The organism is Paenibacillus gorillae (assembly GCF_000513275.1).
In the GTDB taxonomy this organism is placed as follows: domain Bacteria; phylum Bacillota; class Bacilli; order Paenibacillales; family Paenibacillaceae; genus Pristimantibacillus; species Pristimantibacillus gorillae.
In genome coordinates this window covers 20392-45526 of the sequence record NZ_CBVJ010000101.1, presented here as the reverse complement: position 1 = coordinate 45526, position 25135 = coordinate 20392, and the positions used below count along the sequence as shown (strand labels likewise).

Sequence of the window (25135 nt, the reverse complement as noted above, 5' to 3'; positions counted from 1 at the left end):
CTGCTAATCGGACTTCATTTCAATTCGCATCCAGTTTTCAAGGCGCAAAGCTTTGGTTCATATTCCCTGATAGCTCAGTTGGTAGAGCACTCGACTGTTAATCGAGTTGTCACAGGTTCGAGTCCTGTTCGGGGAGCCATTATGCTCTCATAGCTCAGTAGGTAGAGTGCATCCATGGTAAGGATGAGGTCACCGGTTCGATCCCGGTTGAGAGCTCCAGGACATCTTTTTACATATGGCCCGTTGGTCAAGGGGTTAAGACACCTCCCTTTCACGGAGGTAACAGGGGTTCGAATCCCCTACGGGTCACCAACAACTTCTTATTAGCAAAGCGCCTTTGGAGGCTTAGCTCAGCTGGGAGAGCATCTGCCTTACAAGCAGAGGGTCGGGGGTTCGATCCCCTCAGCCTCCACCAGTTAGCCGATGGGGATTAGCCAAGCGGTAAGGCAACGGACTTTGACTCCGTCATTCTCAGGTTCGATCCCTGAATCCCCAGCCACTTTTAATAAGAGCCATTAGCTCAGTTGGTAGAGCACCTGACTTTTAATCAGGGTGTCGAAGGTTCGAGTCCTTCATGGCTCACCATTTTTATCCTAGCTTCACCCATGCGCGTATGGCGGAATTGGCAGACGCACCAGACTTAGGATCTGGCGGGCGACCGTGGGGGTTCAAGTCCCTCTACGCGCACCATATCATGAGAAAACCCTTGTAACCCAAGGGTTTTTTGCTGTTTATTTATCTAATTCAAGCGTGTTGATTTTAGGAACCCACATAGGCTGATACTCATATACTTTGTATATACTAATGTTGGGGGGACACAAGCTTGTATCAAGTACCATTATATTGGGGAAATCCAAATCCATATTATATAAGGGCCGATTTTGTGCCTATCTGGAACACAAGTTTGCCGGAAGCATTACAAATGATAAAGGAAGCAGTACAAGACGAACGTAACGATGAGCTGTTCTACGATGAATTGATCAAACTGGCTCCCTCCCAAGAACAGGCAGCTATTATCGAAAGCATTCGTAATGATGAGCGCGCCCACAATCAAATGTTTCGAGAGATGTATCGGGCTTTGGCCGGACAGGAAATTGCAGGCATCAGCAGTGAGCAATATGAGCGGGTTCAATCCTATATAGAAGGTCTGCAGCGCGCCTTGATGGGGGAGTTAGGCGCGGTGGAAAAATACCGCAGGATCTGGTTTGGCTTGCCTGCCGGGATCTATAAAGATACGGTGTTCGGTATCATATTGGATGAGCTAAAACACGCTGCCAAGTATAATTATCTTATTACATTAAATCTAAGGTAGTCGCATTCACCAAATTGCAGGAAGTCCGTTATGGCCAATAGGTCATAACGTTTTTTTTATGCTGTGAAGCCTTGTTGATTCAGACGATCGAGTACGAGATGAACAGCAATAGCATCGTCTAGATAGCCGATTGGGAAAATATAGTCCGGAATGATATCCGCCGATAAAATGAAATAGAGTAAAGCGCTGCCGAGCACAGAACGCTCATGTCCAAGTGTATCTTCATTGCAATATTGAATGTACATTTCTTTCAGATGCTCGATGAAAGGACCTGCGCCGTTAACTTGTTTGACCTTCGCATGAAATTCATCACAGATCATACGATGGCCTTCTTCAGTTCGCGCATACTGCTCATACTTATCTAATTCCTGCGCGATGCGTGCTGTTGTCACATCGGGATCATACAGGTTGGAATTGCCTAGCATGTCTTTTATCGTATGAAGCGAATCAAAGATTCCGGTATCGCTTTCGTATTTGTCACCAGCCATCTCATAACCGGATGCTTCTATTAGTTTTTCGAGCGGAATTTGCAGATGTTCAGAAAAAGCTTTCAAATGAATTAGTTTAGGCTGTTGTTTGCCATTCACGATTCTCGATATGGTAGCGGTATCGATCCCGCTAAGGCTGCTTAGCTTGCGCATGGAGAGCGAATGCTTCTTGAGCAAGTATTTGACCAAGTCTCCGAGAGCATATTCCTTCGATTGATCAAACCCATCCATTCCTATCCCTCCACGATTTGTTCTTCCTATAGTATATGCGGTTATGTTGAGAAATTTACCATGCAATCACTCAGCAAAGAGCAAATGTCTGTTGAGTTTTTCTCAATGTACGTGCACTTAAATCTCAACACTTCATACATTGTTAGCAAATACAACTTGAGGTGATCAGATATGACTTGGCTGCTTATTCTTGGTTTCACTATTTCATCGAGTCTGGATAATTTAGGAGTTGGACTTTCTTACGGCATTCGAAAAATACAGATTGGATTCGTTTCAAATTTGCTCATTGCTGTCGTATGCTTCTTGTTTAGTTATTCAGGCATTTGGTTTGGAAAATGGATCTCTGCCGTGCTCCCGGGTGTGCTTCCCGTCCTGCTCAGCGCTTTTGTTCTTTTCATCATCGGACTTCGTATCATCCTGCTATCCGTTCCGCGTAAAGTACAGGAAACAGCGGGGCAACCAGAGCTATCAGGAGAGCAGGAGGAGCAAGGGCAAGAAGGGGGGACAGCAGCAGCAGCAGGGGCTGCTCCGAGAATAAAGGGACTATCAGCGATTTTGCGGAATCCGGAAAGTGTGGATTTGGATAAATCGAATCATATCGGAATATTCGAATCACTGATTCTAGGAGTCGCTCTTTCGGCTAATGCACTGACTAATGGACTGAGTGCCGGTTTGCTTGGCATATCGCCAATGATCATTTCATTAATGGCTGCAGGCGGAAGCTTCCTGACTGTATGGCTTGGGGTATGGATAGGTTGCAAAGCTGCAGGCGTGAAGGTCGGACCCTTTACGTTAGGGCAGTTTGGAACGATGATGAGCGGTATTATACTCTTATTAATTGCAGTAAATAGCTTCTTCTAAGGAGGGGTGATGTTGATTGCTAACGGTCTGTATGAGGTGTTTGTGTAATTAAGCGACAAAAAGCGGCCTGTGCGGGGCCGCTTTTTGTTGTCCTTATCATGGTTATGACAAGATTCTGCTACTCTGAGTCATTTTGCTGAAGCAGGCTGCTGGTATCCATCAACCGCTGGCCTTCCTCTTGAATCGTATTCAGCGCCTCATCCAGTGTTTTTTTCTGCTCTAATACCTCTTTGAACTGCTTCGTTTTGAGAGCTCCATACTCCCTTAGAAAGAGCTGATGGTTTTTATCGGGCTTAGTGAACTCTTGTTTAAAGTTTAGCTTATAGAATGGCTCCAGGCTGTGTCCGTTCTTCTCTTTCACTTGTCCTGTGCGAGATGAGAGAAGGAAATCGCTCTTGGACTTCAGCTTCGATAAATATTCGCTATTTGCAAATTGAATGAATTCCCATGCAGCTTGCTGATTCGGCGACTCCGCATTGATGGCGAAAATTTTAATAAGGGAGGAAGATAAGGCCTGATCAGGATATTGGGGGTTGATTGGCTCGGTTACAAGATCCCAATCCAGGGCAATCGCATTTTTTGCGGACGCCAGCTGATTAATTTGATTGAAATAGCTGTAATCACCCAAATACATTGCAGACTTTCCGGTTATAAAAGGGGATTGCTCAATATCTGCATAATCGATAGTGCTATTCTGGATTTCATAATAGGAGATGTGTCCCGCCTGAAAAAGACCGATTACCTTTTCCGCATTTCGTTTCTGTTTGTCCTGATTGATCAGCACTTTTTTTTGTTTATAGTTATATTCCTCCAAGCCTTCTACACCGTTAATCCGCCCCAGCAAGCCGCTTGGCGTCGATTCCCAGAACTGCAGCGATAAACCGTAGACCGGCTCGCCGGACTCATCCTTGTCCGGGAAACGCTGGGCTAATTGAAGCACTTGATCCCATGTCATCTGGTCGGTTGGATATTCAATACGATAGCGGTCAAACAGTCTCTTATTGTAAAATAAAGCGGATGCGCTAAAGACAGGAGCCAATCCGAATAGCTCTCCGTCGCCCATCTGCTTGAGCGTATCCAGTACACTCGGATGGAAGCTGTCCAGCGGGTATTTGGATGTTTTTATAAACCCGTCCAGTACAGCCAGCTTGCCTTCCCGCAGCAGCGCTTTATACTGTTCAGGATTCAAGTACAGCACATCCGGCTTTTCCTGCTCCAGCTTTTTCTTCACGATTTCGATTCCGTCTGGATCATAGATGCCGATCATTATTTCTGCTACTTCCACCTCAATTTTCGGATATTTGGCGGCGAATACATTCCCGTACTCCGATTTAAACGAGAATTCATTATCGTACATCACTTTAATAGCAGCTTGTTCGGGTTCTGGGGTTTGCGTGCATCCGGTGAATAACAGAATCAGAACGATGCTGAAGGGCAGCAGGCGAAGTAAACCGTTCATAACATTCCTCCTTTGAATTGGAACAAGTAATCGGCATAAGCAATGTCCCCAAATCGTAAGATGAAGTAGACTCTCTCACATAACGTGAAAATAGCAAGCAGGAAATCATAGGATTATATTTCCAATTATAGTATAATCTCAATGAAGTTTCCTTCATTTTTTTGAATGCGTATACCTGATTCTCGACTTTAAATCGATAGAGGTGCAGGGATGAACCCTTCGAATGATGAACCGAATGGCGGAAAGACGCGGTGGACCGTTCTGATCGCTTATGCCTGTCTTGCGGCAGTAACGCAGCTGCTATGGGTGACGTACACGCCGATTACGACAGCATCCGCCGAGAGTTGGGGCGTTTCTATTGATGCGGTGGGCTGGCTTGCGCAAGTGTTTCCGCTCCTGTATGTCTTATTGGCCGTTCCCTTTGGCTATTGGGCTGATCGCCGTTTCAAAAGCTCGTTATCCGTTGGGGTAGCTGCGACCGTGGCAGGCGCAGTACTGCGCCTATTGCCCGGCTACGAGTGGGCGCTTACTGGACAGATTATCATTTCCATCGGGCAGCCGCTTATCCTTAATGCCATTAACAAGCTGGCAGGTCAATATGCGGCTCCTGCCAAACGCCCTGTTGCCATTGCAGCCGGAACGGCGAGCTTGTTCGTTGGCATACTGATCTCAACGGTAAGCTCGCCATATCTGATGGAGTGGGGTGGCCTTCTATCCATCCATCTTATTCAAGCAGTACTGGCCGTTATTGCAGGCTTCGCATTACTCTGGGCGCTGCGGGCTCCGGCATTGTATAGCGATAGCGATAGTACGAATGCAGGTATAACCGTCTTTACATCCATTCGCGCTGTTTGGGCTTACCCGTGGGTGCGGCTATATAGTCTGCTTCTATTTGCAGGCTTTGGTTTGTTCGTCACCTTGACGACTTGGCTGGAAGTGTTGGCACTTCCAATAGGATTGGATTCAACTCAAGTAGGGCTTGGCATCGGCGGCATGACGCTAGCCGGGATTGCCGGGGCTGCTGTCATTCCCGGTTGGGCTGCTGCAGGGGGAAGAGCGAGGATAGCTTTAATTGCATCACTGCTGGTCAGTACGGCAGCATTGACTGCCCTTGAATTAGGAGCTTCGTTTCCGCTATTTATCGGATTGTTTGCCATAACAGGATGTCTGCTGCTTGCTAATCTGCCGGTTATTCTCTCTTCGGCGGAGAAGCGGGCTTCGCTTGGCGAAGCGGGCACGGTGGCCGGCCTGCTGCTTATGTTCGGCAATCTTGGGGGCATCGTTCTAACGCTGGCTGTCCAGCTCCTGTTGGATCATCGTATAGCAGCCATCGGCTTGCTGATTATGGTCGTGCTGCTGGCGATTCCGATTGCTTGGCGTTTCCCTAGAGAAAAAGCAAGTTCGCCCCTTGAGAATAGCGAAACGCTGCACCGTTTCTAGTCATCTTGCAAAACTCGATATGCAGTAAATTTTAGTTCTGTGGTATGATGGCAATAAGGCCTATTAGGTGACAGTAGGCAGCGAAAGACAATTATTATTTACTAACGAGCGCAGCGAGGTAAGCTATGGATCAAGTATTCGCAGACGGAACCGAGATTATAGTGAGCGTGGCCTCTCAGCCAAGAGACGCGTATGTTAAAGTCATTGAACAATGGTACAAGAGTCCAAGCGGCTTTCTTGTGCAGGCAACGGCTTCCGGCATGTACATTAAATTTACGAAGTATTTAACCAAACAACAGAAAGCCGAGCTTTTGCAGATTATAAGGGATCTTAACTACTCTTCATAGAACAGTAAGGAGTCATTCACCCCATAATAGGGGGAACATGATTCCCTTTTTTATTTTATAGCCGATCATGATCTTCAGGCACATAACGGTATTGCTCGAGATCGATACGGCCGTTCCGATAAAGCTCCACGCCCTCGCCCTCTAGATACAGCATCTGAAGCGAGCGGGATTCATCGTCCATCATTGCAACCTCTCCTTTGGCGTTAACGACCCGGTGCCACGGCAGCTTATGCGCTTTGCTCATCGAATGCAATATGCGTACGACCTGTCTTGCTCCTCTAGGGCTGCCGGCAGCAGCCGCAATTTGCCCATAAGTCATCACATAACCCTCAGGTATTTCCTTAATGATGCGAAGTACTCTTTCTGTAAAAGGCTGCAGTTTGCTTTCCGTCATCAACCTCAATCTCCTTCTTCTCTTTATAGCTTTCTCTAAGCATAGCACAGCTCTCAATCGAAATAGATATCTTTGCGAATACCGGCCTGCTCCCGCTGGCGCCACTCTCCCGGGGACATGCATTCCACTTCTTTAAACACGCGGGTAAAATGGTAAATCGTTTTGAACCCGACCTGCCAGGCGATCGTTTTCAAGCTGCCAGATGTCCCGAGAATAAGCTTTTGCGCTTGCTTCACTCGGACTTGGCGCAAATATTGCGAGAACGTCATTCCATAGCTGGCGCGGAATACTCGTCCTAAATAACTGTTGCTGTACCCGATCTCATAAGCCGCGTCATTCAAGGAAATATCCTGGGGAAAATGAGCTTCGATATAGGCGGCCAGCCTTTGCGCCGCTTCTTGCGGCTCGTAGGTGAGCGCCACATCTTGTTCCGCCGCAGAGACTGCATCCGGCTCAGGCTCAGCCAAACTCCGTTTCCTCGCTAGTTGATAGATCAACTGGCTCAGCATCAGTGCAGATATGGCCTGATAATAGGGCTGCTTGCCGTCCCCTTCGCTGCGGATCTTCTCCAGCAGCGGCTTTATTTGTCCATCATCGTCCGTGAAGGAGCCTGCACAGCCTAGTGCAGCTTCAAGCAGCTCCTCGTCGTACAGATTGAACTTCAGATCAAGCGTTCGGCTGGCCCGGCCGCCTTGTGGGGCGAAGCCATGCGTGACGCCGGGCGCGATTAGAAAGAAAACGCCGGGAGAGATCGGAATGGCTTGCTGATCCAACGTAAAGCTGCCGCTTCCGTCGACGAAATAGATCAACTGAAAGAAACGATGCTGATGAGGCTCCAGACGATCGCCCCGCTTGTACTCATAGCGAGCGGCCCATTGTATTTGCAGTCCATGATGGTTCATGCCAACAGCCTCCTGATTTCATTCGCGCTTAGCGACAAAGATAAGCCGCTCCCGGATAAACCTGCTTCTTCGGGCGGTATTACAATGAAGGGGATCATCCATTTTCACATTCTGCAGTGTAAAGGAGTTATGTCCCTTGATCATTAGTGAGAAATTTCCGCGTTATACCGGCTTTGATCCGCTTATTCCCGTATGGTGCCTGACGCCTGACAGCAAAGGCAGCTTTCACCGTTTTTTCGATACCTCGGCGGTTAGTCCGTCCGGCCGCTATGTCGCCGTACTGCAAATGCCGCAGGAGGACAGGCTGCCGGAGCCGGGGGAGACGGCCAATATTGCCGTCATCGATCTGCATACCGGCGAAGAACGGATCGCCGCGAGCACCCGGGGCTGGGAGCCTCAGCTCGGTGCGAACATCAACTGGGGCCCAAGCGATGAGACGCTATACTATAATGACGTCGATACCGCGATATGGGAGCCGATCTGTATCGAGCTTAACTTGCTGACGGGACATAAACGCCGTCTTGAAGGCGGTATTTATAAAATCTCACCAGATGGCCGGACGATCATCTCCGCTTGTATGAAGCGGATGCGCCGGACGCAATTCGGCTATGGTGTCATGGTACCGGATGTCTTCGTTCCCCGCAATACCGGTTTTCCGGACGATGACGGCCTCTATGCGACTGATGTGCAGACGGGGAAGCGGACGCTTCTCGTGTCGTTGCGGCAAATCGTGGAGCGGGCTAAGCCTGCTATCGATTGGGAGCGCTATGCCGATGGCGAATGCTACGGCTTCCATTGCAAATACAACCCGCAAGGCGATCGGCTTATTTTCACCATGCGATGGTTCAAAACCGATGAAGAGCAGCCATGGAATATGCTGCATAAGCAAGCGTTGAAGTTCTGGGTGTTAACGATGAAGCCGGACGGAAGCGATATCCATGTGGCTGTCGGACCGGAGCAATGGGACAAGGGCGGCCATCATATCAACTGGTTCCCGGACGGGCGCAGACTATCGATGAATTTATGTCTCGATGGCGACAAGCAGTTGTACTTGGTTCAGGTGAATGATGACGGTACGGAGCTTGCCAAAATAACGGAAGCCGTACCTGGCTCCGGTCATCCCACTGTGCATCCGAACGGAAGGCATATGCTTACGGACGCGTACGAGAAAGAAAAAGTCGCGTTCGATGATGGTTCCGTGCCATTAAGGTTCATTGATCTGGAGAACGGGACAGAACAGCTGGCGATTAGGATACCGGTCGGCAATCCCGGAACGAGTGTCACGCCGGTTCTGCGGGTCGATCCGCATCCCGCTTGGGCACCGGATCATCGCCATGTCGTATTTAACGGCTATGTCGACGGAACACGCCGTGTCTTTATCGCCGACTTTGGTCCTCTCTTGAAATAACTGAAGGCCCCTTGCCGTAAGAAGGCAAGGGGCCTTTCTGTATCTTATCCTTTTTTTGCGGCGTAAGCAGTGTTCATTTCATCGATGACCTTCATGTAGCTGGCATCAGCCTTCAACGTATTAACATAACGGTCCCAAGCTTCAATCGATTCTTGGCCCATAATGATCTTTGTTTTGAGATCATTCATTTTTTTCGTATAGTCCGGTCCGATTTTGAGCCATGTATCGGAGATCAGGCCAACGCTAGGATCGTCGACGGAGTGGGAAGTCCGCTCGTCTACGATTTGCTTGTTGCGCTCGAACAGTTCCTTCGGCATACCGGTGCGGTAAGCCCATAAGTAAGGATCGGACCGTTCAAACACTTTGCCGAATGAGCTTTGGGATACGCTGTCCTTGAATGCTTGATCGGTGGCGGTTTTGAAGCCGTCTTCGCCTACCGTGTAATGGACGCCTTCGATACCGAAGCAGGCGAGCGTGAAGCCTTCCTCAGAAGCGCCGTAATCCATCAGCGCTAGAATGCGTTTCATTTTATCCTCCGGCACCGATTTCGGGATAAGGAATACGCCGCTGAAGCCCGGCGAGGATGGCGCATACGTGCCTGCGTCCGATTCCAGATAGCTGAGCGGCAGGAAGTTCGCTTGCGGCTCGGTCTTAATCAGCTCGGCTTGGACGCGCCATATTGCCTCGATAGTGTTCGGGTAAATGCCGACTTTGCCTGCTTTGGCTAAGTCTTCGGATTGTGTTTCCTTCATAATCGCATAATCGGCTGGCATGTAGCCGGCTGCGAATACTTTGTTCAGCCAGACCAGCGCTTCACGCGTGCCGGTCTCGAAGGTCGTGTCGATCAGCTTGCCGCCGGTTTCTTTCCATTTGCCGTTGCTATGATTGAGTACGCCTTCTGCCCAGCCCAGATCATTGCGGGGAAGAAGCGGGATCGTGTCTGCAACGCCGTTGCCGTCCGGATCCTGTTCGGCGAAGGCTTTCATGACGTTGAACAAATCATCCAGCGTGCGAGGCGTCTCCAGCTTGAGCTTTTCCAGCCAATCCTGACGGATGATCGGCAGCCATGGGCCGCCATGGGAAGGACGAACAGAAGGAATGACGTAGTTGTTGCCGTCGATTTTCGTCTTTTCCCACGTCGCTTCAGGATATTCCATTAGGTGCGGATAGTCTTTCAAGTAGGGGCTCAAATCCCAGAATGCGCCTTGCTTAATCATTTGACGCATGAGGGAGTTGTTGAAGTCGAGCACCTTGACCAGATCCGGCATTTCACCAGATGCCAGAATAAGGTTGATTTTATCCCCGTAGCTGTTAGGAGATGTCCACATGATGTTCAGCTTTGTATTCGTCTTTTTCTCGAATTCTTTCAGTACTGGATTGTCGGGACCTGGAGCCTCCGGCGTATTGAATTCGGTAATAATGCTGATCGATACCGGCTTATCACCGGAGGCATCCGGGGATGACTTGTCACCTTGGCCTGATGATGGATTGGATGAATTGGAAGCGCAGGCCGAGAGCAGTGTAACGGCGAGACAGGCGGTAAGCATCAGCTTCACCCAATGGTTGATTTGTTTTTTCATAGAAAGAAACCCTCCCTTTATTCTTTGACAGAGCCGAGCATAACGCCTTTGGCAAAATGCTTTTGCAGCAGCGGGTAGATCATGAGAATTGGCGTTGTCGCTACGACGACGGCAGCCATTTTCAACGTTTGGGCGGGCAATTGCTGTTCATTCATCAGCTCTGCGGCACCCGAGCCTTGTGATGAGGTTGATGATTCAATCAATATGTTTTGCAGCAAAATTTGCAGCGGCCATTTCGTAGAATCATTGATATAGAGGACCGCATTGAAATAGGTGTTCCAGTAGCCAACGGCGTAGAAGAGGCCAAATGCGGCCATAGCCGGCAGCGACAACGGCAAAATGATGCGGAAAAAGATACCGATGTCATTGTAGCCGTCTACCATAGCTGCTTCCTCTAGCGCTGGCGGAATGCTGTCGAAGAAGCTTTTCATCAGAAACACGTACCAGCCGCTGCTCAGCACAGGTAGAATCAACGACCAGATGTTATTGATGAGATGAAGGTCACGCACGAGAATGTAATGCGGAATAATGCCAGGGCTGAACAGCATCGTGAAGAGCACCATCATCATGAGCGGTTTACGGACTTTTAAGCGCTTTCGGGAAAGACCATAGGCAAGCGTAGCGGTTACCATGAGGCTAAGTACCGTGCCTACTGTTGCCAGAAAGGTGCTGACGCCCGTTGCGCGAATGTATGAAGCGGTGGACAGGATGTATTTGTACGACAGCAGCGACCATTTTTCGGGAAATAGCACAAAGCCTTGCTTGGCGATATATTCGGCGGGATCAGTGAACGAGACGACAAATACATAATAGAGCGGGAAGAGCGTTACCAGTCCAACCACTGTCAGAATGAAAATATTGATGATATCGAACAGCTTGCCTTCTTTCATTAGTACAGTCCCTCCTCGCCGAATCGTTTGGCCAGCTTATTGGCACCGATAACCATGATCAGGCCGATGACCGATTTGAACAAACCGACGGCGGTGCTGTAGCTGAACTGGCCTTGCTGTATACCGTTGCGGTAGACATAGGTTTCGAACACGTCCGCCACATCCGTAACTGCGCTGTTCATCATCAGGAAGACTTGCTCAAACCCGACGTCCATAATGCTGCCGAGGCGCAGGATCAAGAGCGTAATGACGACGTGGCGGATGCCGGGAAGCGTGACATGCCAGATTTGCCGGAGCCGGCTGGCGCCGTCGATTTTGGCCGCTTCATTAAGCTGCGGATCAATGCCGGCCATCGCCGCAAGGAAGATGATTGTGCCCCAGCCGGTCTCCTTCCATATGCTCTGCACGGTGAGCAGCTGCCAGAAGATGCCCGGATTCGTCAGGAAATTATACGGCTCGAAGCCGAAGTTCACGAGCAGCTTGTTAATGATGCCTCCGCTTTGGGACAGCAGCAGAAACGTAATGCCCGAAATAATGACCCAGGACAGAAAATGGGGCAAATAAATGACGGACTGAATGACGCGTTTATACCGTTTCAAGCGAAGCTCGTTCAGCATAAGGGCAATGATGATCGGCATTGGAAAATAAAACAGGATGTTCATCAGGCTGATCACCATCGTATTGCGGAAAATCAGAAAGAAGTCGGGATTTTTGAACAAGGTGACAAAATGCTCGAACCCGACCCAGGGACTCCTCCACATGCCCATATAAGGCGAGTAATCTTGAAATGAAATGATGATGCCCCACATCGGCACATATTTGAACAGCAGGAAATAGATGACGCCAGGTAAAATAAGCAAATATAAAAATACATCTTTCCGTATGCCGGTTAGAACCTTCATAACCTCGTTCCTCCTAAAGCCGTTACTCAGGTGTATGCTTCTCACGGTATTGTCCAGGCGTGAGACCTTCGTGTTTTTTGAATGTACGGTTGTAATAAGCAGGCTGATAGCCGACCTGTGCGGCGATCTCGCTAATTTTCAAATGCGTGCCGACAAGCAGTTCCTTTGACCTGTTTAATCGTAAACGGGTTAAATAATCAATGAAGTTAACGCCGGCGTATTGCCGGAAGCTGACGCTGAGCTTCTGCGGGTAAGTGCCGAATCGTTCGGCGCAATCCTCCAGTGACAGATCCTGCATGTAATGCTCCTGCATGAGGGCCATCACTTTCTCTACCGTCTGTTTGATCTCCATATCCTTATGCGACTGCATTTCCTCCATAAAAGGCGCCAGTACGGCGGTGTTGAACCAGTTCAGCATGGCAGAAGGCTCACGGAGCTGCAGCAGCTGCTCGTACAGATTAATCCCTTTGTATAAGCGCTGAGGATTGCTGCCCATCTGAATCATCGTAAAAAGAACGTTGCCCAGCAATTGCAGCATTCCCTGCTGAATGGCGTAAGCATTGGACGATTTGGCTCGCAAAGCGTCCATGAAAGCCTCGGCATGCTGGGCGGCTTGTTCCTCCATGCCTGATTGCAGCGCCTGGAGAAGCAGATTTCCTTGAAGGAAAGGATAGATGGAAGCGGGCTCGCCTGCCGGCGCCGCTGCCTCTGTATCGATCACAGAATCGCCCGTCTCCGTTCCCCGGTGACGCATTGCCCGGCGGGTATCCTCCAGCATGATGGACAAATGCTTCACGGATGTAGTCACCCGGCTGACGCCGACGGTTGCCTGGAGCTTCAGATAAGTTTGCAAAGGTGCGATCAACTGCCGGCCAAATCCCGAGACGGCAGCTTTGATCTGCTCCTTGGCTAACTCATCAGAGTGGGTGAACAGCACCCCGATCGTCAAGTCTTGGAAATTAATCACGAGTGCAGGCATAGACAGTGGAGAGTGCTCAGACTGTTGTAGCTCTTGAAGCATCTCCTCCATAATGTTGGCAGCTGCGAACGTAAGGAGCCGGTCGTCGCCGCTCGTCAAATTGCCGTAGCGGTTGGCAAAACCGCTGAGCTCCACCAGCAGCATTGAATAGCAGACGTATTCCGTCGGCAGCTCATATTGTTCGAATTGCTCGCGGATCCGGTAGTCGGGCAAGGCATTCAGATGCCCCTGCACGAGCTGCAGCACGAATCCGTCCCGCAGGGCGGGCATCGCCTTCTCCAGCTTGAATTTCATATCCGTCCTTTCCCGGAGCAGATAGTTCCATCTAGACTCGATGAACTGCACCTCATTTCTTCTGGGTGCATCGGCGGCGGATACGGGCTGATCATGTCCAAACACCTTGGTTAAATGGAGCAAAGGCCGATAAAGCTGCTTCGATGCGAGCCATGACAAAATAAAGGCAATGACCAGTCCCAGTATTCCTGCAAATAGAGGCAGCTTGAATATCCGCTCTACCGGCTTAATCAGATGGGACAGCGGGGTTGCACATACGTACAGCCAGCCTGTGCTTTTCAGATGACCATAGGTGACGACATACACTTCCCGATCCAAAGAGTAGGAGAAGGAACCTGAGTTTTTCCCGCTGTTCTGTACGGCAGCGAGAATGGCATCATTCAGCTTGGACTTGTTATTATCGGCTCCGGCCGGGTATGCCGCGCTAGCAACCAGATAATCTTGATCCGGGTTAAAAATGAATGCGCTTCCTTTTTCCGGCGGACTAAGCTGCTCCACCAAGGAGGCAAGCTCCCCCTTGTTAAGTCCGACAATAATTGCACCGTAGGCAGGGTCGCTTAATACAGGAACCTTTTGCACCAGCGACAAGCTCAACGAATTACCGGTGAGGTTCTCTGCGGCGTCTAGCCGGTCTGTCCAAAAAATCATCTGCTGCTGTTCCAGCAGCGGAAGAAATTGAGCTTCGAACAGCTCTTGCGGAAGCGGGCGGCTCCCATCCTCTCCATCGATCAGAAGCGGCTTGTTGCCTCCAAGCAGCAAGGAGACTTGGCTAATGAGCGGGTCGGATTGCTTCATGACGACCAACTGATTGAATAGATCGAGCGTATAGCGGACATCTTGCCCGATAGAGTGGCCTGGAAGCTCCATAATGAGCGGATTGTACGCCCATTGATTGACTGTCATTTTCAACTGAGTGAGCTGGGCATCCATCCTCTCTGATACTTGCGCATACTGAAGCTCCTGGGTGCGACCGACCTCCCGTTCAATTTCGCGAACCCCCGTATAGTAGGTAAGGATAGCGAGCGTAATTAATGGGATGCTTGAGATGAGCAGCGTAATGATTAAGCTCTTATGGAAGAAGCTGACGTTGTTCCGGGGTCTGCCATTTTTCATTCGATCGAATCCCTTTCTCCGTCTGCATACCCTCACTATAGGAGGGCGTATCCTTGCAGACAATTAGACATTTTTATGGTGACGCGCTTATCGCATTGGATATTTTTCGCAAGAATCGTTGCACTTTTTTAGCCAATAGCCGTAAAGCACGGCGTACCGCTTCATTTTACACGGAAGCAGCGTTTTGACACAGGGGCTGGAGTCGTTCTCTTGAGACGTGCTAGTATGGGGATAAACGTATTACATGAGGAGGAATAAGCTGTGAATGAAACGATACAAGTGATGCTGGGGCATCGTTCGATTCGAAAATTTAAAGAGGCTCCAGTAGCTAGGGAGCAGCTTGATGCCATTATAGAGGCGGCGCAGCATGTGTCCACGTCCAGCAATATGCAGGCTTTTACCGTTATTCGGATTACCGATGCCGGGCTGAGGGAACAGCTTGCTGCGCTGGCGGGCAATCAGGCGTATGTGTTGCAATGCCCGGAGTTTCTGGTATGGTGTGCTGATTTGCACCGGTATGAACGGGCGGCAGCTAGAGCGCTTCCGGAAGGCGAGGAGCACCGCAGCACGACGGAAAACTTCATCGTTGCAACGGTCGACACCGCACTGGCCGCGCAAAATGCTGCTGTTGCCGCTGAATCGTTAGGTCTTGGCATCGTCTATATCGGCGGTTTGCGCAACAATCCGCGGCAAGTATCGGAGCTGCTGCGATTGCCGCAGCATGTCTATCCGGTGTTTGGCATGTGCATTGGCGTGCCGGATCAGGAGCCACTTGTACGTCCGCGGCTGCCGAGAGAGGCCATTCTGCACGAGAATGGATATTGCGAGGAGCGCATTGATCCTGCGATTGATCAATATAATGTAGCAATGAGCAATTATATGGCCGAGCGGACGAACGGAAAAGCTGCTGCGAGCTGGTCGGAAGCGATGGCGGCCAAGAAGGAGGCTCCGCGGCTGCATATGCGTGAGTTTTTGCGGGAACAGGGTTTTAGGCTGGAGTAGGATAGAGGGGAACGCGTGAGCAGTTCGCAAAATGAGTATATGAGGCGATGGCGTGAACAAAATAAAACGGACATCGTTTTATTTGGAAATAAAGCTCCAACGGCATTGACATCGATGATGAGAACAATTATCATTAAGTAGTGCTAATGATAATTGTTATCATAAATATTTCACCAAATAGATGATATCCCGGGAAACGGGCTTGGAAGGAGCGTGCAAGTCAAATGATTCGCCTTACGACTTCGAATCTGGACATTGCTTATGATGATCGCCTTATCGTTCAAAATCTAAATATCGCTATCCCGCAAGGCAAAATAACAGCGCTTGTGGGTTCAAACGGATCGGGCAAATCGACGATTCTGAAAACGATGGCACGTTTGATGAATCCTTCAGGCGGTCAAGTCATGCTGGACGGCAAGTCCATCCATAAGCAATCGACGAAAGAAGTGGCGAAGCAGCTTGCAATTCTTCCGCAAAACCCGACTGCACCGGATGGCTTGGCAGTGGCCGAGCTTGTCTCTTACGGACGTTTTCCTTATCAGAAGGGCTTTGGCTCGATGACGAAGGATGACCGTAAAATCGTAAGCTGGGCGATCGAAGCGACGGGAATGGCTGAATTTGCCGACCGGCCTGTAGACCAATTGTCCGGCGGTCAACGCCAGCGTGCTTGGATCGCGATGGCATTGGCTCAGGAAACGGATATTTTGTTCCTCGATGAGCCAACGACATTCCTCGATATGGCGCATCAGCTGGAGGTTCTCCATTTGCTGCAAAAGCTGAACGAACGCAACCAGCGTACGATCGTTATGGTTGTCCATGATTTGAATCATGCGTCCCGTTATGCGCATCATATGATCGCGATTAAAAAAGGGACGGTCGTCGGAGAAGGCTCCCCAGTGGAAGTCATGACGCCTGACATTATGCGCGAAGTGTTCAATATTGAGGCTGATATCGTACCGGATCCGCGTACGGGTGTGCCGCTTTGCCTGCCGTTTGCGCTGGCTGCAGAGCCGGTTGCAGATAAAGCGATGGATCAGCTTACCCCGGCTCCGGCCATGCTGGCGGCAGCAGGAGCATAAGAAATATGACGGAGAAGCTGTGCCGTTGCCGGCGCAGCTTTTATTTTTAAAAAAAGTTAAAAAAACAGTTGCATTCCTTTCGTAAAGGTGATATATTATTACTTGTCGCCGCGATAATACAATCGCTGAAACGACAAACATACATGCGGAAGTGGCTCAGCGGTAGAGCATCGCCTTGCCAAGGCGAGGGTCGCGGGTTCGATTCCCGTCTTCCGCTCCATAATTTTTTGCGGCCTTAGCTCAGCTGGATAGAGCGTTTGACTACGAATCAAAAGGTCAGGAGTTCGAATCTCTTAGGCCGCGCCACTTTTACTTATATGTCGGGATGTAGCTCAGCTTGGTAGAGCACCTGGTTTGGGACCAGGGGGTCGCATGTTCAAATCGTGTCATCCCGACCAGTTATATGCGGGTGTAGTTCAATGGTAGAACTTTAGCCTTCCAAGCTAATAGCGTGGGTTCGATTCCCATCACCCGCTCCATCTAATTAAATTACGAAAGCCTTGCGCAGCAAGGCTTTTTTTGTTTTTCTTTTTTAGCAGCAGAAATTTGATTCGGTTTTTGGAGCAGATTCTGGGGCAATACTCTGAGAAAGCCGCGCCAGTATTGGAAAATAACGCTACTTAGTTGTCAATCCCATCGGTGCTTGCTAGAATATAAAGATGTCCGTTAACCTTTGTACAAGCTTAATTACAGTAGCGGAAACTATTTCAAGAAAATGATAAGCTGGAAAGGATACTTTAAAAATGAAATTTACATGGAAGCGTACAGCGCTAGCTTGCGCACTAGTTGTATGTCTCGCTGTAAGCGCCGGCTGCACTAAGGGCGGCAGCAATAGCAGTAATGAAGGCGGCATCCCGACTTTCACGGATATCGATAAAGTGAATACGGGCGACGAACAAGTGGCAGGCAATCCGTTCGAGGCAGCGGGAGTAAGCGATCCTATCGCATTCGGCAAAATGTTTCGGGACGTTCGCGTCTCGGCTATGATTCACCATAAGGAAAAACTTGCTGATCTCATTCTTTATCCGTTAATGGTTCATGACGGCAAAGAATCTCGTACAATTAAGGACAGAGCCCAATTTCTCGAAGAATATGATACGATTATTACAGCCGACATCGAGAAAGTGCTGAAGGAACAGAAGGTAAATGGTTTATCGGCAACGAAAGATGGTGTAATGGCAGGAAAAGGCGAAGTCTGGTTCCGCGCCACAAAGGATAATCCTCAAAAATACGGCGTTTTTGCTATTCTTACGACCAAAGTGAAGTAATCATACACAGAAAAGGTATCTCACCGTTAATTTGACGGTGGGATACCTTTTTTCGTTCTATCGCCTGCAGCGGCAAGCTCATCATTTAGATTCGTGAGCTCATTCGGCAAGGAATTGATTTTCAGCGTATTTCGGCTGACAGGCTGCAGATGTAAATGGGGGATCGGCTTTTTTTGTTGGTTAGCAATGATCAGACTTCACTGAATGCAACCAGGCTGCTGTTAAAAAGTTCAATTTGGCAAGGGCTGTCGCCTGTTCAAAGAAATCTCGTCTATCGAATGCATGCGGAATGGAACTATGATGATTCGATTACACGAGAACAACTGCTGACTGCACTGCCAGACGTATTGAGCAATAAGCATGGCAGTGCATCATTAAAAAGCAGCCGCTCCTAGGAGCGGCTGCTGCTGGTTTCCGTTACGTTCTTTCCCGGTTGCGGCTGCGCATGCCAGCTAAGCCGAATAGGCCAAGCAAACCAAGCCATCCCCAGTTCGATCCGCGATTAGTAGCTGTAGTTGCGGCAGCAGTCGCCCGATAACGATTGCCGTTAACGGTGTTATCATAATAATTACCGTTTTGGTTATTGTAAGAATAGCCTCTATAGTTGTTGGTTCCCATCCCTGTACCAGTACGGGTGCCAGTGCCGTAATCAGAATAGGTTCCCAGACCATTCCCGGTTGATAAGCCGCGTCCAGTACCATTATAGGTACCGTTGGTATAGGTACCATAAGTGCCGGAGTTGTTCTGATTATTGGAGTATGGCGTTATCGGCGAGACGGTGCTATTGCTGTTCATTGAGCTTTGATTGGCGTAAGCCGAAGCCGATATCGTCAGTGTCAGGCATGTAGCCAGCATAAATCCAACTGTCTTTTTCATTGGATAATCCCTCCTGAGGTTATTGTTGAGAAGTAATCAATTATTGAAAGCCTCGCAGGTTATGATTTTCGTAATGACTGTGTTGTTGATGCTGATGCTGCGGCTGGAAGCTGTTCATCGATAAAGTTTGTTGAGCAGCAGCGGACTGCTCCAATTGACGGCAAATTTGAGTAACTTGCTGCAATTGTTGCACGGCTTGCTGATGACCTTGAAGCGCAGTTTGAATAATTTGCACGGCACGCTGCTCTTTTTGAGCGATATCCTCAAGTGTTCTGGCATTTTGCTGCTCCTGCTGCAGCAATTGCTGATACATTTGGGATGCTTGTTGCGTTTGTTGGATCATTTGTTGGGCGATTTGCTCGCATTGGTTAATTTGGCTAGACAGGTTTGAGTTCTGGTACATGTGATCAGCCTCCAGATAAGTGAGTTGAGTACCCACCTATTGTCTTCACATTCGGCGTCCATATGCTCCACTAATAATGGGAAAATGAAAAAACGAAGCCATGAAGCCTGTGTGCCATTCATCGCTTTATTCAATATAAGAGGAAGCTCTGATTCAAGGGGCGTTGCTTTGGGTAAATGTTTACAAGAAAGCGGAATAATAGGTCTGCCGGCCTGATTGTACTCCATTTAATTCCAGTAACTGTAAGGGTGGCAAGCAGATAGATCCATTCGTCGGGGTTCAAGATCAGTTCAGCAGTCATAAGCGCCAGATAGGGTTTATTCGGTAAAAACGGTTGTTCTTGCTCTGTTTTCAAGCTGTTCCTCACTCTTCAATTCCTTAATTTCGGATCGATATCCTTATCCTAAATGGAGCTTGAAATGGTATTATCATGCTGGAGTGGGACTTCCATATGGTTCGGAGGCTTATTTTTGCTTGTCGACAGGGCTTCAACCCTGCAACATTTTGTAGTATGATGAAATGAGTTGAAATCGCGTCTAAGACGACGCCCACAGGAGGAAAAGTATGTCGGAACAAGCTACATCAACGTTATCGGCCAACCGGCCGCAGGCGAATAACCTGCTGCGCAGGGATGTCCGTTTCCTAGGCAATATACTCGGAGAAGTGCTCGTGCATCAAGGTGGACGCGAGCTGTTGGATATCGTCGAACAAATTCGCGAGACGAGCAAGTCGCTTCGTGCAGAGTTCGTTCCTGAGCTGTTTGGGGATTTTAAATCGAAGATCGCTTCCCTTAATCCGGAAATTCGCCATCAAGTCATTCGTGCATTCGCTATTTATTTCCAACTGGTAAATATTGCTGAACAGAACCACCGTATCCGCCGCAAGCGTGATTACGAGCGTTCGGCAGGCGAAGGCGTGCAGCGCGGCTCCATCGAAAGCGCTGTCCAAGACTTAAAAGAGCGCGGAATCGCGATTGAAGACGTTCAGCAAATTTTGAGCGGCATTTCGCTCGAACTGGTTATGACCGCCCACCCGACGGAAGCAACGCGCCGGGCCGTCCTTGATATCCACAAACGGATAGCTGAAGACGTGATGGAGCTTGACAACCCGACTTTGACTTACCGCGAGCGCGAGAAGCTTCGGGACAAGCTGCTGAATGAAGTCCTCATTTTGTGGCAGACAGATGAGCTTCGCGACCGTAAGCCTACCGTTATTGATGAAGTACGCAACGGCCTGTACTACTTCGACGAGACGCTCTTCGAAGCGCTGCCTGCCGTCTATGAAGAGCTGGAGCGCTGCTTGGAGAAATACTATCCGGGCGAAAATTGGCATGTGCCAAGCTACCTGCGTTTTGGCTCCTGGATTGGCGGAGACCGCGACGGCAACCCGTCCGTAACGGCTAAGATCACTTGGGAAACGCTGACGCTTAACCGCCAGTTGGCCTTGAAGAAATATGAGGAAAAAATCAATGAACTGGTTGATCAGCTCAGCTTCAGCACGAATATCGTCCAAGTGTCGGAAGAGCTGATTGAATCGATCAAGCAAGATCGTCAATTAATCGATGTGAAATGTGTCGAGTTGTGGCGCAATGCGAAGGAGCCTTACCGCATCAAGCTGGGCTTCATGCTGGAGAAGCTGGCTAACGCCCGTGATGAGGCGCTTAAAGGCTCGCCGATGCGCTACAATAATGCTGACGAGCTGCTGGCGGATCTGCGCATTATTGACCGCAGCCTGCGTCACCACTTCGCTGATCATGTCGCTGATACGCAAATCGGCAAGCTGGTACGTCAAGTAGAGCTGTTCGGCTTCCATCTGCTGCAGCTGGACATCCGCCAGCACAGCCAAGAGCATGAGAATGCGATGGGAGAAATTTTGGCCAAAATGAACATCGTTTCGAACTATGGCCAATTGTCCGAGGACGAGAAGATCGAGCTGCTTCATAAGCTGCTCAATGATCCGCGTCCGTTGACATCCAGTCATCTGGACTATACGGAATCGACGCGCGAATGTCTCGATGTCTACCATACTGTCTATCGCGCACAGCAAGAGTTTGGCGTGGACTGTATCTCGAGCTACCTGATCAGCATGACACAGGGCGCAAGCGATATGCTGGAGGTTATGGTATTCGCGAAGGAAGTTGGCTTGTTTGTCAAAGATGTGGATGGCACGGTTCGCTGCACACTGCAGTCGGTTCCGCTGTTCGAGACCATCGACGATCTTCATGCCGCTCCTGGCATCATGAAGCAGCTGTTCGAGCTGCCAATCTATCGTCAAGCGGTAGAGGCACGCGGCAATCTGCATGAAATTATGCTGGGCTACTCCGACTCCAACAAAGACGGCGGAGTAGTGACAGCGAACTGGGAGCTTCGCGTAGCGCTGAATGAAATTACAGCGGCAGCAGGCGAGCATGGCGTGAAGCTGAAGTTCTTCCACGGACGCGGCGGAGCACTCGGTCGCGGCGGCATGCCGCTTAACCGCAGCATTCTGGCACAGCCTCCGCATACGATTGGCGGCGGCATCAAAATCACGGAGCAAGGCGAAGTGCTTTCCTCGCGTTATTCCATGCAGGGCATCGCTTACCGGAGCTTGGAGCAAGCGACATGGGCGCTTATTACAGCCGCTCGTCTGGCGAAGTATCCGCAGCAGCAAGAGCAAGAGATTGTAGCGGAATGGAATGATATTGCCCGCTCCATCTCGGAGACGGCGCTTACGAAATATCAGGATTTGATTTTCCGTGATCCGGGCTTTATGACATTCTTCAAAGAATCGACGCCGCTTCCGGAAGTGGGCGAGCTGAACATCGGCTCCCGTCCGTCGAAACGGAAAAACAGCGACCGCTTTGAAGACCTCCGTGCAATCCCTTGGGTATTCGCATGGACGCAAAGCCGTTACTTGCTGCCAGCTTGGTATGCGGCAGGTACAGCGCTGCAAACCTATGCAGGCGATGATGAGAAGCGGATGGATACGCTCAAGACGATGTATGAGCAGTTCCCGTTCTTCCGCTCTCTGATCGACAATTTGCAAATGGCGCTTGCCAAAGCAGATCTGCTGATTGCCAAAGAATATGCAGACATGATCTCCGATCAAGAGATTCGCGACCGGATCTTCACGCAAATTGAAGAGGAGTATAAGCTCACTTCCGATCTGATTCTGCAAATTACAGGACAAGAAGAGATTTTGGACAATGTACCGGTTATTCAGGAGTCGATCCGTCTCCGCAACCCGTACGTCGATCCGCTCAGCTATATGCAAGTGCAGCTGCTGTCCGAGCTTCGCGCCATTCGCGAGCAGGATGAGGATGCGCCTGAGCTGCTCCGCGAGGTGCTGCTCACCATCAACGGAATTGCAGCCGGCCTGAGAAATACGGGCTAATAGGATTATATAAAGAAGAAACCGAGCAAGGCGATTTTTGCCTTGGCTCGGTTTTTTTTGTGTATGCAGCGCAAACTGTCGTTTAAAATCCATAAAAGGAACGGTTTTACAATTCATCGTCGTTATATACTGATATCAAATCGGTCCAGGGAGGTCTTGGTCATGGTCTCACCGTCGAAGTTATCCCGTTCTATGTATTGGTTCATTGGAGCTGCGCTGCTTATTATGAGCGTCGACAGCACTGTAGTGCTTACAATGAAAGAGGAACCGTTCCTTGCTTATGCGATTCTATTTGACTTTATGCTCGTCGTCCCGCTTCTGTACTGGCTGCTTGTTATCCGAAGGTCCGGCCGCAAGCTGAAGGCGGTGCTGCCGCTTCCTGTGCTAGGAGGACTGGCGGCGTGGTTCATATTGCCTTCGTCAATGAAAGGGGCCGTGTGGCATACGATCTGGCCGATCGAGCTGCTCGTCGTAACAGCAGAAGCTGCGATTATATTTTATGAGGTGCGATTAATAGTTCGGGTTGTGAAGAGGTTCAGGCAGATCAGGCGGACGGAAGCCAATACAGGAGAGGCCATCCGGGTTGCGGTACAAGATGTACTGGGGAGCGGGAAGCTAGCGTCGGTTCTCATGCATGATGCAAGCATGATTTACTACTTGTTCTTCTCTTGGGGTGCACGCAATAGGATGCGTCAGCAGACAGAGGGAGACAGCTATTCCTTCACTTATCATAAAGAAACGAATCAAGTGCTTATGGCTGCATTTGCTACGAAAATCATCATTATGGAGTCCATCGTCGTCCATTTGCTGCTGGCCATGTGGTCGCCTATCGCGGCATGGATTGTGACGATCTCTGAAATTTGGCTGCTTATGCTGTTGTGGGCTGATACGCGCGCGGCTGTGCTTCAGCCCATCCGAATGGACGGGGAGGGCATTAGGCTGCGTTACGGGTTGCGCTTGCAGGGGAATTTGAAGTGGAGTGATATTGCGTCCATCGACTGGTCTAAAACAGGGTATGAGCTGGATAAAGCGGAGCTCAAACGTTCTGCTGGTCCGATGTTAGGCACGCCTAATGTGAAGCTTGAATTGCACCGGGAGAAGCGGATTGAAAGGTTCTTGTTTTTGCCTAAGCAGACTCGTGTTATCTATTTAAAGGTGGATGAGCCGCAGAAGCTTGTCGACCAAGCGAGAGTCTGCGCAGCACAGTAACCGCTTGTCCAAGGTTTTATTTATTTTTATAGTCCTCTTAAGTTTGCTTTAAGGTGCGGCCTTCATTATGAAGACATCAAGCAAACGACAACGACGAAGCGGTGTAAGCAAGCCGCATGAATCGAAGGAGGGCATCATCTATGAATTCATTCAACGATAAGGAAAAACAGCAATCAGGTGATCAAGTCAAAGAGGCCGCCACTTACACATACGGTCCTAACCAATCGGCGATGGACATGAAGTCGAATTACGAGAAACAATTGGAGCTGCTTCAGGCAAGCGGATATTTGCAGGAGAAGCCGGGTGAAGATAATAATGAACCCAAGCATAACGGCAGACGCAAACGCAAGGGATCTCCGACAGCTATGCTGGCCGCTTTCCTGGTGGGAGCCGTCGTCATTGGCGGGTTCATGTATACAGCCGACCGCAACAACTTGTTTACCGGCGGTACGGAAACCGCATCCGTCACGCATGTGGCCGATAAGGGCAGCTCGGGTGCAGGGGTGAAAACGGCGTCCACTTCGGTAGATCAGACGATCTCCGGCATCTATGCCAAGGCATCTCCTGCCGTTGTGAAGATTGAGAATTATGCAGCGCCGAAGCAGCCTTCCGGAAGAGACGGAGGGGGATGGCCGTTCGGTGGCGGAATCTTCGGACAGGATGAAGGGCAAGGATTGAACCGGCAGGAGGAGCAAGGACAGCAGCAGGGACAGGGGCAAGGGACGGACACATCCAATCTCCAGCTGACCGGATCGGGGACAGGCTTTATTTTCGACAAGGCGGGTTATATTGTTACCAATGAGCATGTCGTAGCGGACGCTGCCCAAGTGAAGGTTACCGTGCAAGGCCATGATGAGCCGTTTGTTGCAACCGTTGTTGGAGCGGACAAAGACCATGATCTGGCCGTTCTGAAAATCGAAGGCGGAGGCGATCTTACGACCTTGCCAATCGGCAACTCCGATGAAAGTGCAATTGGTGACTGGGTCATTGCGATTGGCAACCCTTACGGCTTCGACCATACGATGACAGTAGGCGTATTGAGCGCTAAGGAACGCCCGATTACGATAGCGGATGAAACCGGCAATCATGTGTATGAGCATTTGCTGCAGACGGATGCATCCATTAATCCAGGCAATTCCGGCGGGCCGCTGCTGAATGCGAAGGGCGAAGTGATCGGCATTAACACGGCCGTCAATTCGGAGGCACAAGGTATTGGATTCGCGATTCCGACGAGCACCATTAAGGATGTTCTCAAGACCATTATGGGGAACAGCATTTTATAAACAGGTGGAGAAGCTGATTTTGCCGAAAATTATGCGAGAGAAA

General features: G+C 49.8%; 22 protein-coding genes and 11 tRNA genes. 23 read left to right on the top strand and 10 right to left on the bottom strand.

Annotated elements, in window-relative coordinates; all coding sequences use genetic code 11:
* Positions 1–63: 63 nt before the first annotated feature.
* The 8 genes from TY10_RS19055 to TY10_RS19020 all read left to right on the top strand — a co-directional run bounded on the left by TY10_RS19055 (position 64) and on the right by TY10_RS19020 (position 1312).
* Positions 64–139 (top strand) — tRNA-Asn (locus TY10_RS19055).
* Between the two features lie 4 nt (positions 140–143).
* Positions 144–219, top strand: a tRNA-Thr gene (locus TY10_RS19050).
* 18 nt (positions 220–237) lie between these two features.
* Positions 238–312, top strand: a tRNA-Glu gene (locus TY10_RS19045).
* A gap of 27 nt (positions 313–339) precedes the next feature.
* Positions 340–415, top strand: a tRNA-Val gene (locus TY10_RS19040).
* A 9-nt stretch (positions 416–424) separates the two neighbouring features.
* Positions 425–499 (top strand) — tRNA-Gln (locus TY10_RS19035).
* 10 nt (positions 500–509) lie between these two features.
* A tRNA-Lys gene (locus TY10_RS19030) sits at positions 510–585 on the top strand.
* A gap of 22 nt (positions 586–607) precedes the next feature.
* Positions 608–690 (top strand) — tRNA-Leu (locus tag TY10_RS19025).
* Between the two features lie 133 nt (positions 691–823).
* Positions 824–1312 (top strand): ferritin-like domain-containing protein, encoded by a 489-nt coding sequence (locus TY10_RS19020; RefSeq protein WP_238327786.1) that lies wholly within the window; start codon positions 824–826, stop codon positions 1310–1312.
* A gap of 56 nt (positions 1313–1368) precedes the next feature.
* Here the strand turns inward: TY10_RS19020 and TY10_RS19015 are convergent, their stop codons facing one another.
* Positions 1369–2031, bottom strand: coding sequence for a DUF1232 domain-containing protein (locus TY10_RS19015; protein WP_042166854.1), 663 nt, complete (start codon positions 2029–2031; stop codon positions 1369–1371).
* Positions 2032–2202: 171 nt separating this feature from the next.
* Between TY10_RS19015 and ytaF the strand changes: the two genes are divergently transcribed.
* On the top strand, positions 2203–2892 hold the full coding sequence (gene ytaF / locus TY10_RS19010) for a sporulation membrane protein YtaF (protein WP_042166852.1): 690 nt from the start codon (positions 2203–2205) through the stop codon (positions 2890–2892).
* Positions 2893–3010: 118 nt separating this feature from the next.
* On the opposite strand, the gene TY10_RS19005 is transcribed toward ytaF, so the two are convergent.
* Positions 3011–4351 carry an ABC transporter substrate-binding protein gene (locus TY10_RS19005; RefSeq protein ID WP_042166850.1) on the bottom strand — a complete coding sequence of 447 codons (1341 nt, stop codon included), beginning with the start codon at positions 4349–4351 and terminating at the stop codon, positions 3011–3013.
* 210 nt (positions 4352–4561) lie between these two features.
* On the opposite strand from TY10_RS19005, the gene TY10_RS19000 reads away from it, so the two are divergent.
* Positions 4562–5791 (top strand): MFS transporter, encoded by a 1230-nt coding sequence (locus tag TY10_RS19000; RefSeq protein ID WP_042166847.1) that lies wholly within the window; start codon positions 4562–4564, stop codon positions 5789–5791.
* 125 nt (positions 5792–5916) lie between these two features.
* Positions 5917–6138, top strand: coding sequence for a hypothetical protein (locus TY10_RS18995; RefSeq protein ID WP_042166846.1), 222 nt, complete (start codon positions 5917–5919; stop codon positions 6136–6138).
* Positions 6139–6193: 55 nt separating this feature from the next.
* Here the strand turns inward: TY10_RS18995 and TY10_RS18990 are convergent, their stop codons facing one another.
* Positions 6194–6517 (bottom strand): MGMT family protein, encoded by a 324-nt coding sequence (locus TY10_RS18990; RefSeq protein ID WP_042166871.1) that lies wholly within the window; start codon positions 6515–6517, stop codon positions 6194–6196.
* A gap of 68 nt (positions 6518–6585) precedes the next feature.
* Positions 6586–7434, bottom strand: coding sequence for a helix-turn-helix domain-containing protein (locus tag TY10_RS18985; RefSeq protein ID WP_042166844.1), 849 nt, complete (start codon positions 7432–7434; stop codon positions 6586–6588).
* Between the two features lie 136 nt (positions 7435–7570).
* On the opposite strand from TY10_RS18985, the gene TY10_RS18980 reads away from it, so the two are divergent.
* Entirely contained in the window at positions 7571–8842 is a 1272-nt protein-coding gene (locus tag TY10_RS18980) for a TolB family protein (protein ID WP_042166843.1), read from the top strand.
* Positions 8843–8886: 44 nt separating this feature from the next.
* On the opposite strand, the gene TY10_RS18975 is transcribed toward TY10_RS18980, so the two are convergent.
* The 4 genes from TY10_RS18975 to TY10_RS18960 are packed head-to-tail and all read right to left on the bottom strand — an operon-like array spanning position 8887 to position 14600.
* Positions 8887–10422: an extracellular solute-binding protein gene (locus TY10_RS18975; RefSeq protein WP_042166842.1), complete on the bottom strand. Its 1536-nt coding sequence runs from the start codon at positions 10420–10422 to the stop codon at positions 8887–8889.
* Between the two features lie 17 nt (positions 10423–10439).
* Entirely contained in the window at positions 10440–11312 is an 873-nt protein-coding gene (locus tag TY10_RS18970) for a carbohydrate ABC transporter permease (RefSeq protein WP_042166841.1), read from the bottom strand.
* Positions 11312–12214 carry an ABC transporter permease gene (locus TY10_RS18965; RefSeq protein WP_081735365.1) on the bottom strand — a complete coding sequence of 301 codons (903 nt, stop codon included), beginning with the start codon at positions 12212–12214 and terminating at the stop codon, positions 11312–11314. The genes TY10_RS18970 and TY10_RS18965 overlap by 1 nt, the downstream gene beginning before the upstream one ends.
* Before the next feature lie 22 nt (positions 12215–12236).
* Complete coding sequence (locus TY10_RS18960) at positions 12237–14600, bottom strand: AraC family transcriptional regulator (RefSeq protein WP_042166835.1); 2364 nt, start codon at positions 14598–14600, stop codon at positions 12237–12239.
* Between the two features lie 261 nt (positions 14601–14861).
* Between TY10_RS18960 and nfsA the strand changes: the two genes are divergently transcribed.
* The 8 genes from nfsA to TY10_RS18920 all read left to right on the top strand — a co-directional run bounded on the left by nfsA (position 14862) and on the right by TY10_RS18920 (position 18344).
* On the top strand, positions 14862–15602 hold the full coding sequence (gene nfsA, locus TY10_RS18955; RefSeq protein ID WP_042166833.1) for an oxygen-insensitive NADPH nitroreductase: 741 nt from the start codon (positions 14862–14864) through the stop codon (positions 15600–15602).
* A gap of 224 nt (positions 15603–15826) precedes the next feature.
* Complete coding sequence (locus TY10_RS18950; protein ID WP_042166830.1) at positions 15827–16681, top strand: ABC transporter ATP-binding protein; 855 nt, start codon at positions 15827–15829, stop codon at positions 16679–16681.
* Between the two features lie 145 nt (positions 16682–16826).
* Positions 16827–16901: transfer RNA gene (locus TY10_RS18945), tRNA-Gly, on the top strand.
* A gap of 9 nt (positions 16902–16910) precedes the next feature.
* Positions 16911–16987: transfer RNA gene (locus TY10_RS18940), tRNA-Arg, on the top strand.
* A 15-nt stretch (positions 16988–17002) separates the two neighbouring features.
* Positions 17003–17079 (top strand) — tRNA-Pro (locus tag TY10_RS18935).
* 7 nt (positions 17080–17086) lie between these two features.
* Positions 17087–17160 (top strand) — tRNA-Gly (locus TY10_RS18930).
* Between the two features lie 264 nt (positions 17161–17424).
* On the top strand, positions 17425–17949 hold the full coding sequence (locus tag TY10_RS18925; RefSeq protein WP_052350645.1) for a hypothetical protein: 525 nt from the start codon (positions 17425–17427) through the stop codon (positions 17947–17949).
* A gap of 173 nt (positions 17950–18122) precedes the next feature.
* Entirely contained in the window at positions 18123–18344 is a 222-nt protein-coding gene (locus tag TY10_RS18920) for a hypothetical protein (protein WP_042166828.1), read from the top strand.
* A gap of 22 nt (positions 18345–18366) precedes the next feature.
* On the opposite strand, the gene TY10_RS31720 is transcribed toward TY10_RS18920, so the two are convergent.
* On the bottom strand, positions 18367–18825 hold the full coding sequence (locus TY10_RS31720) for a WGxxGxxG family protein (protein ID WP_052350644.1): 459 nt from the start codon (positions 18823–18825) through the stop codon (positions 18367–18369).
* Between the two features lie 40 nt (positions 18826–18865).
* Positions 18866–19228: a hypothetical protein gene (locus TY10_RS18910; RefSeq protein WP_042166826.1), complete on the bottom strand. Its 363-nt coding sequence runs from the start codon at positions 19226–19228 to the stop codon at positions 18866–18868.
* Positions 19229–19792: 564 nt separating this feature from the next.
* Here TY10_RS18910 and ppc point away from each other — a divergent pair.
* From ppc to TY10_RS18890, 3 genes are all read left to right on the top strand, one after another.
* Positions 19793–22600: a phosphoenolpyruvate carboxylase gene (ppc, locus tag TY10_RS18900; RefSeq protein WP_042166821.1), complete on the top strand. Its 2808-nt coding sequence runs from the start codon at positions 19793–19795 to the stop codon at positions 22598–22600.
* Between the two features lie 162 nt (positions 22601–22762).
* On the top strand, positions 22763–23809 hold the full coding sequence (locus tag TY10_RS18895) for a hypothetical protein (RefSeq protein ID WP_042166818.1): 1047 nt from the start codon (positions 22763–22765) through the stop codon (positions 23807–23809).
* Between the two features lie 140 nt (positions 23810–23949).
* Positions 23950–25092, top strand: a complete 1143-nt coding sequence (locus TY10_RS18890) for a S1C family serine protease (RefSeq protein ID WP_042166815.1) — start codon at positions 23950–23952, stop codon at positions 25090–25092.
* Positions 25093–25135: the final 43 nt, after the last annotated feature.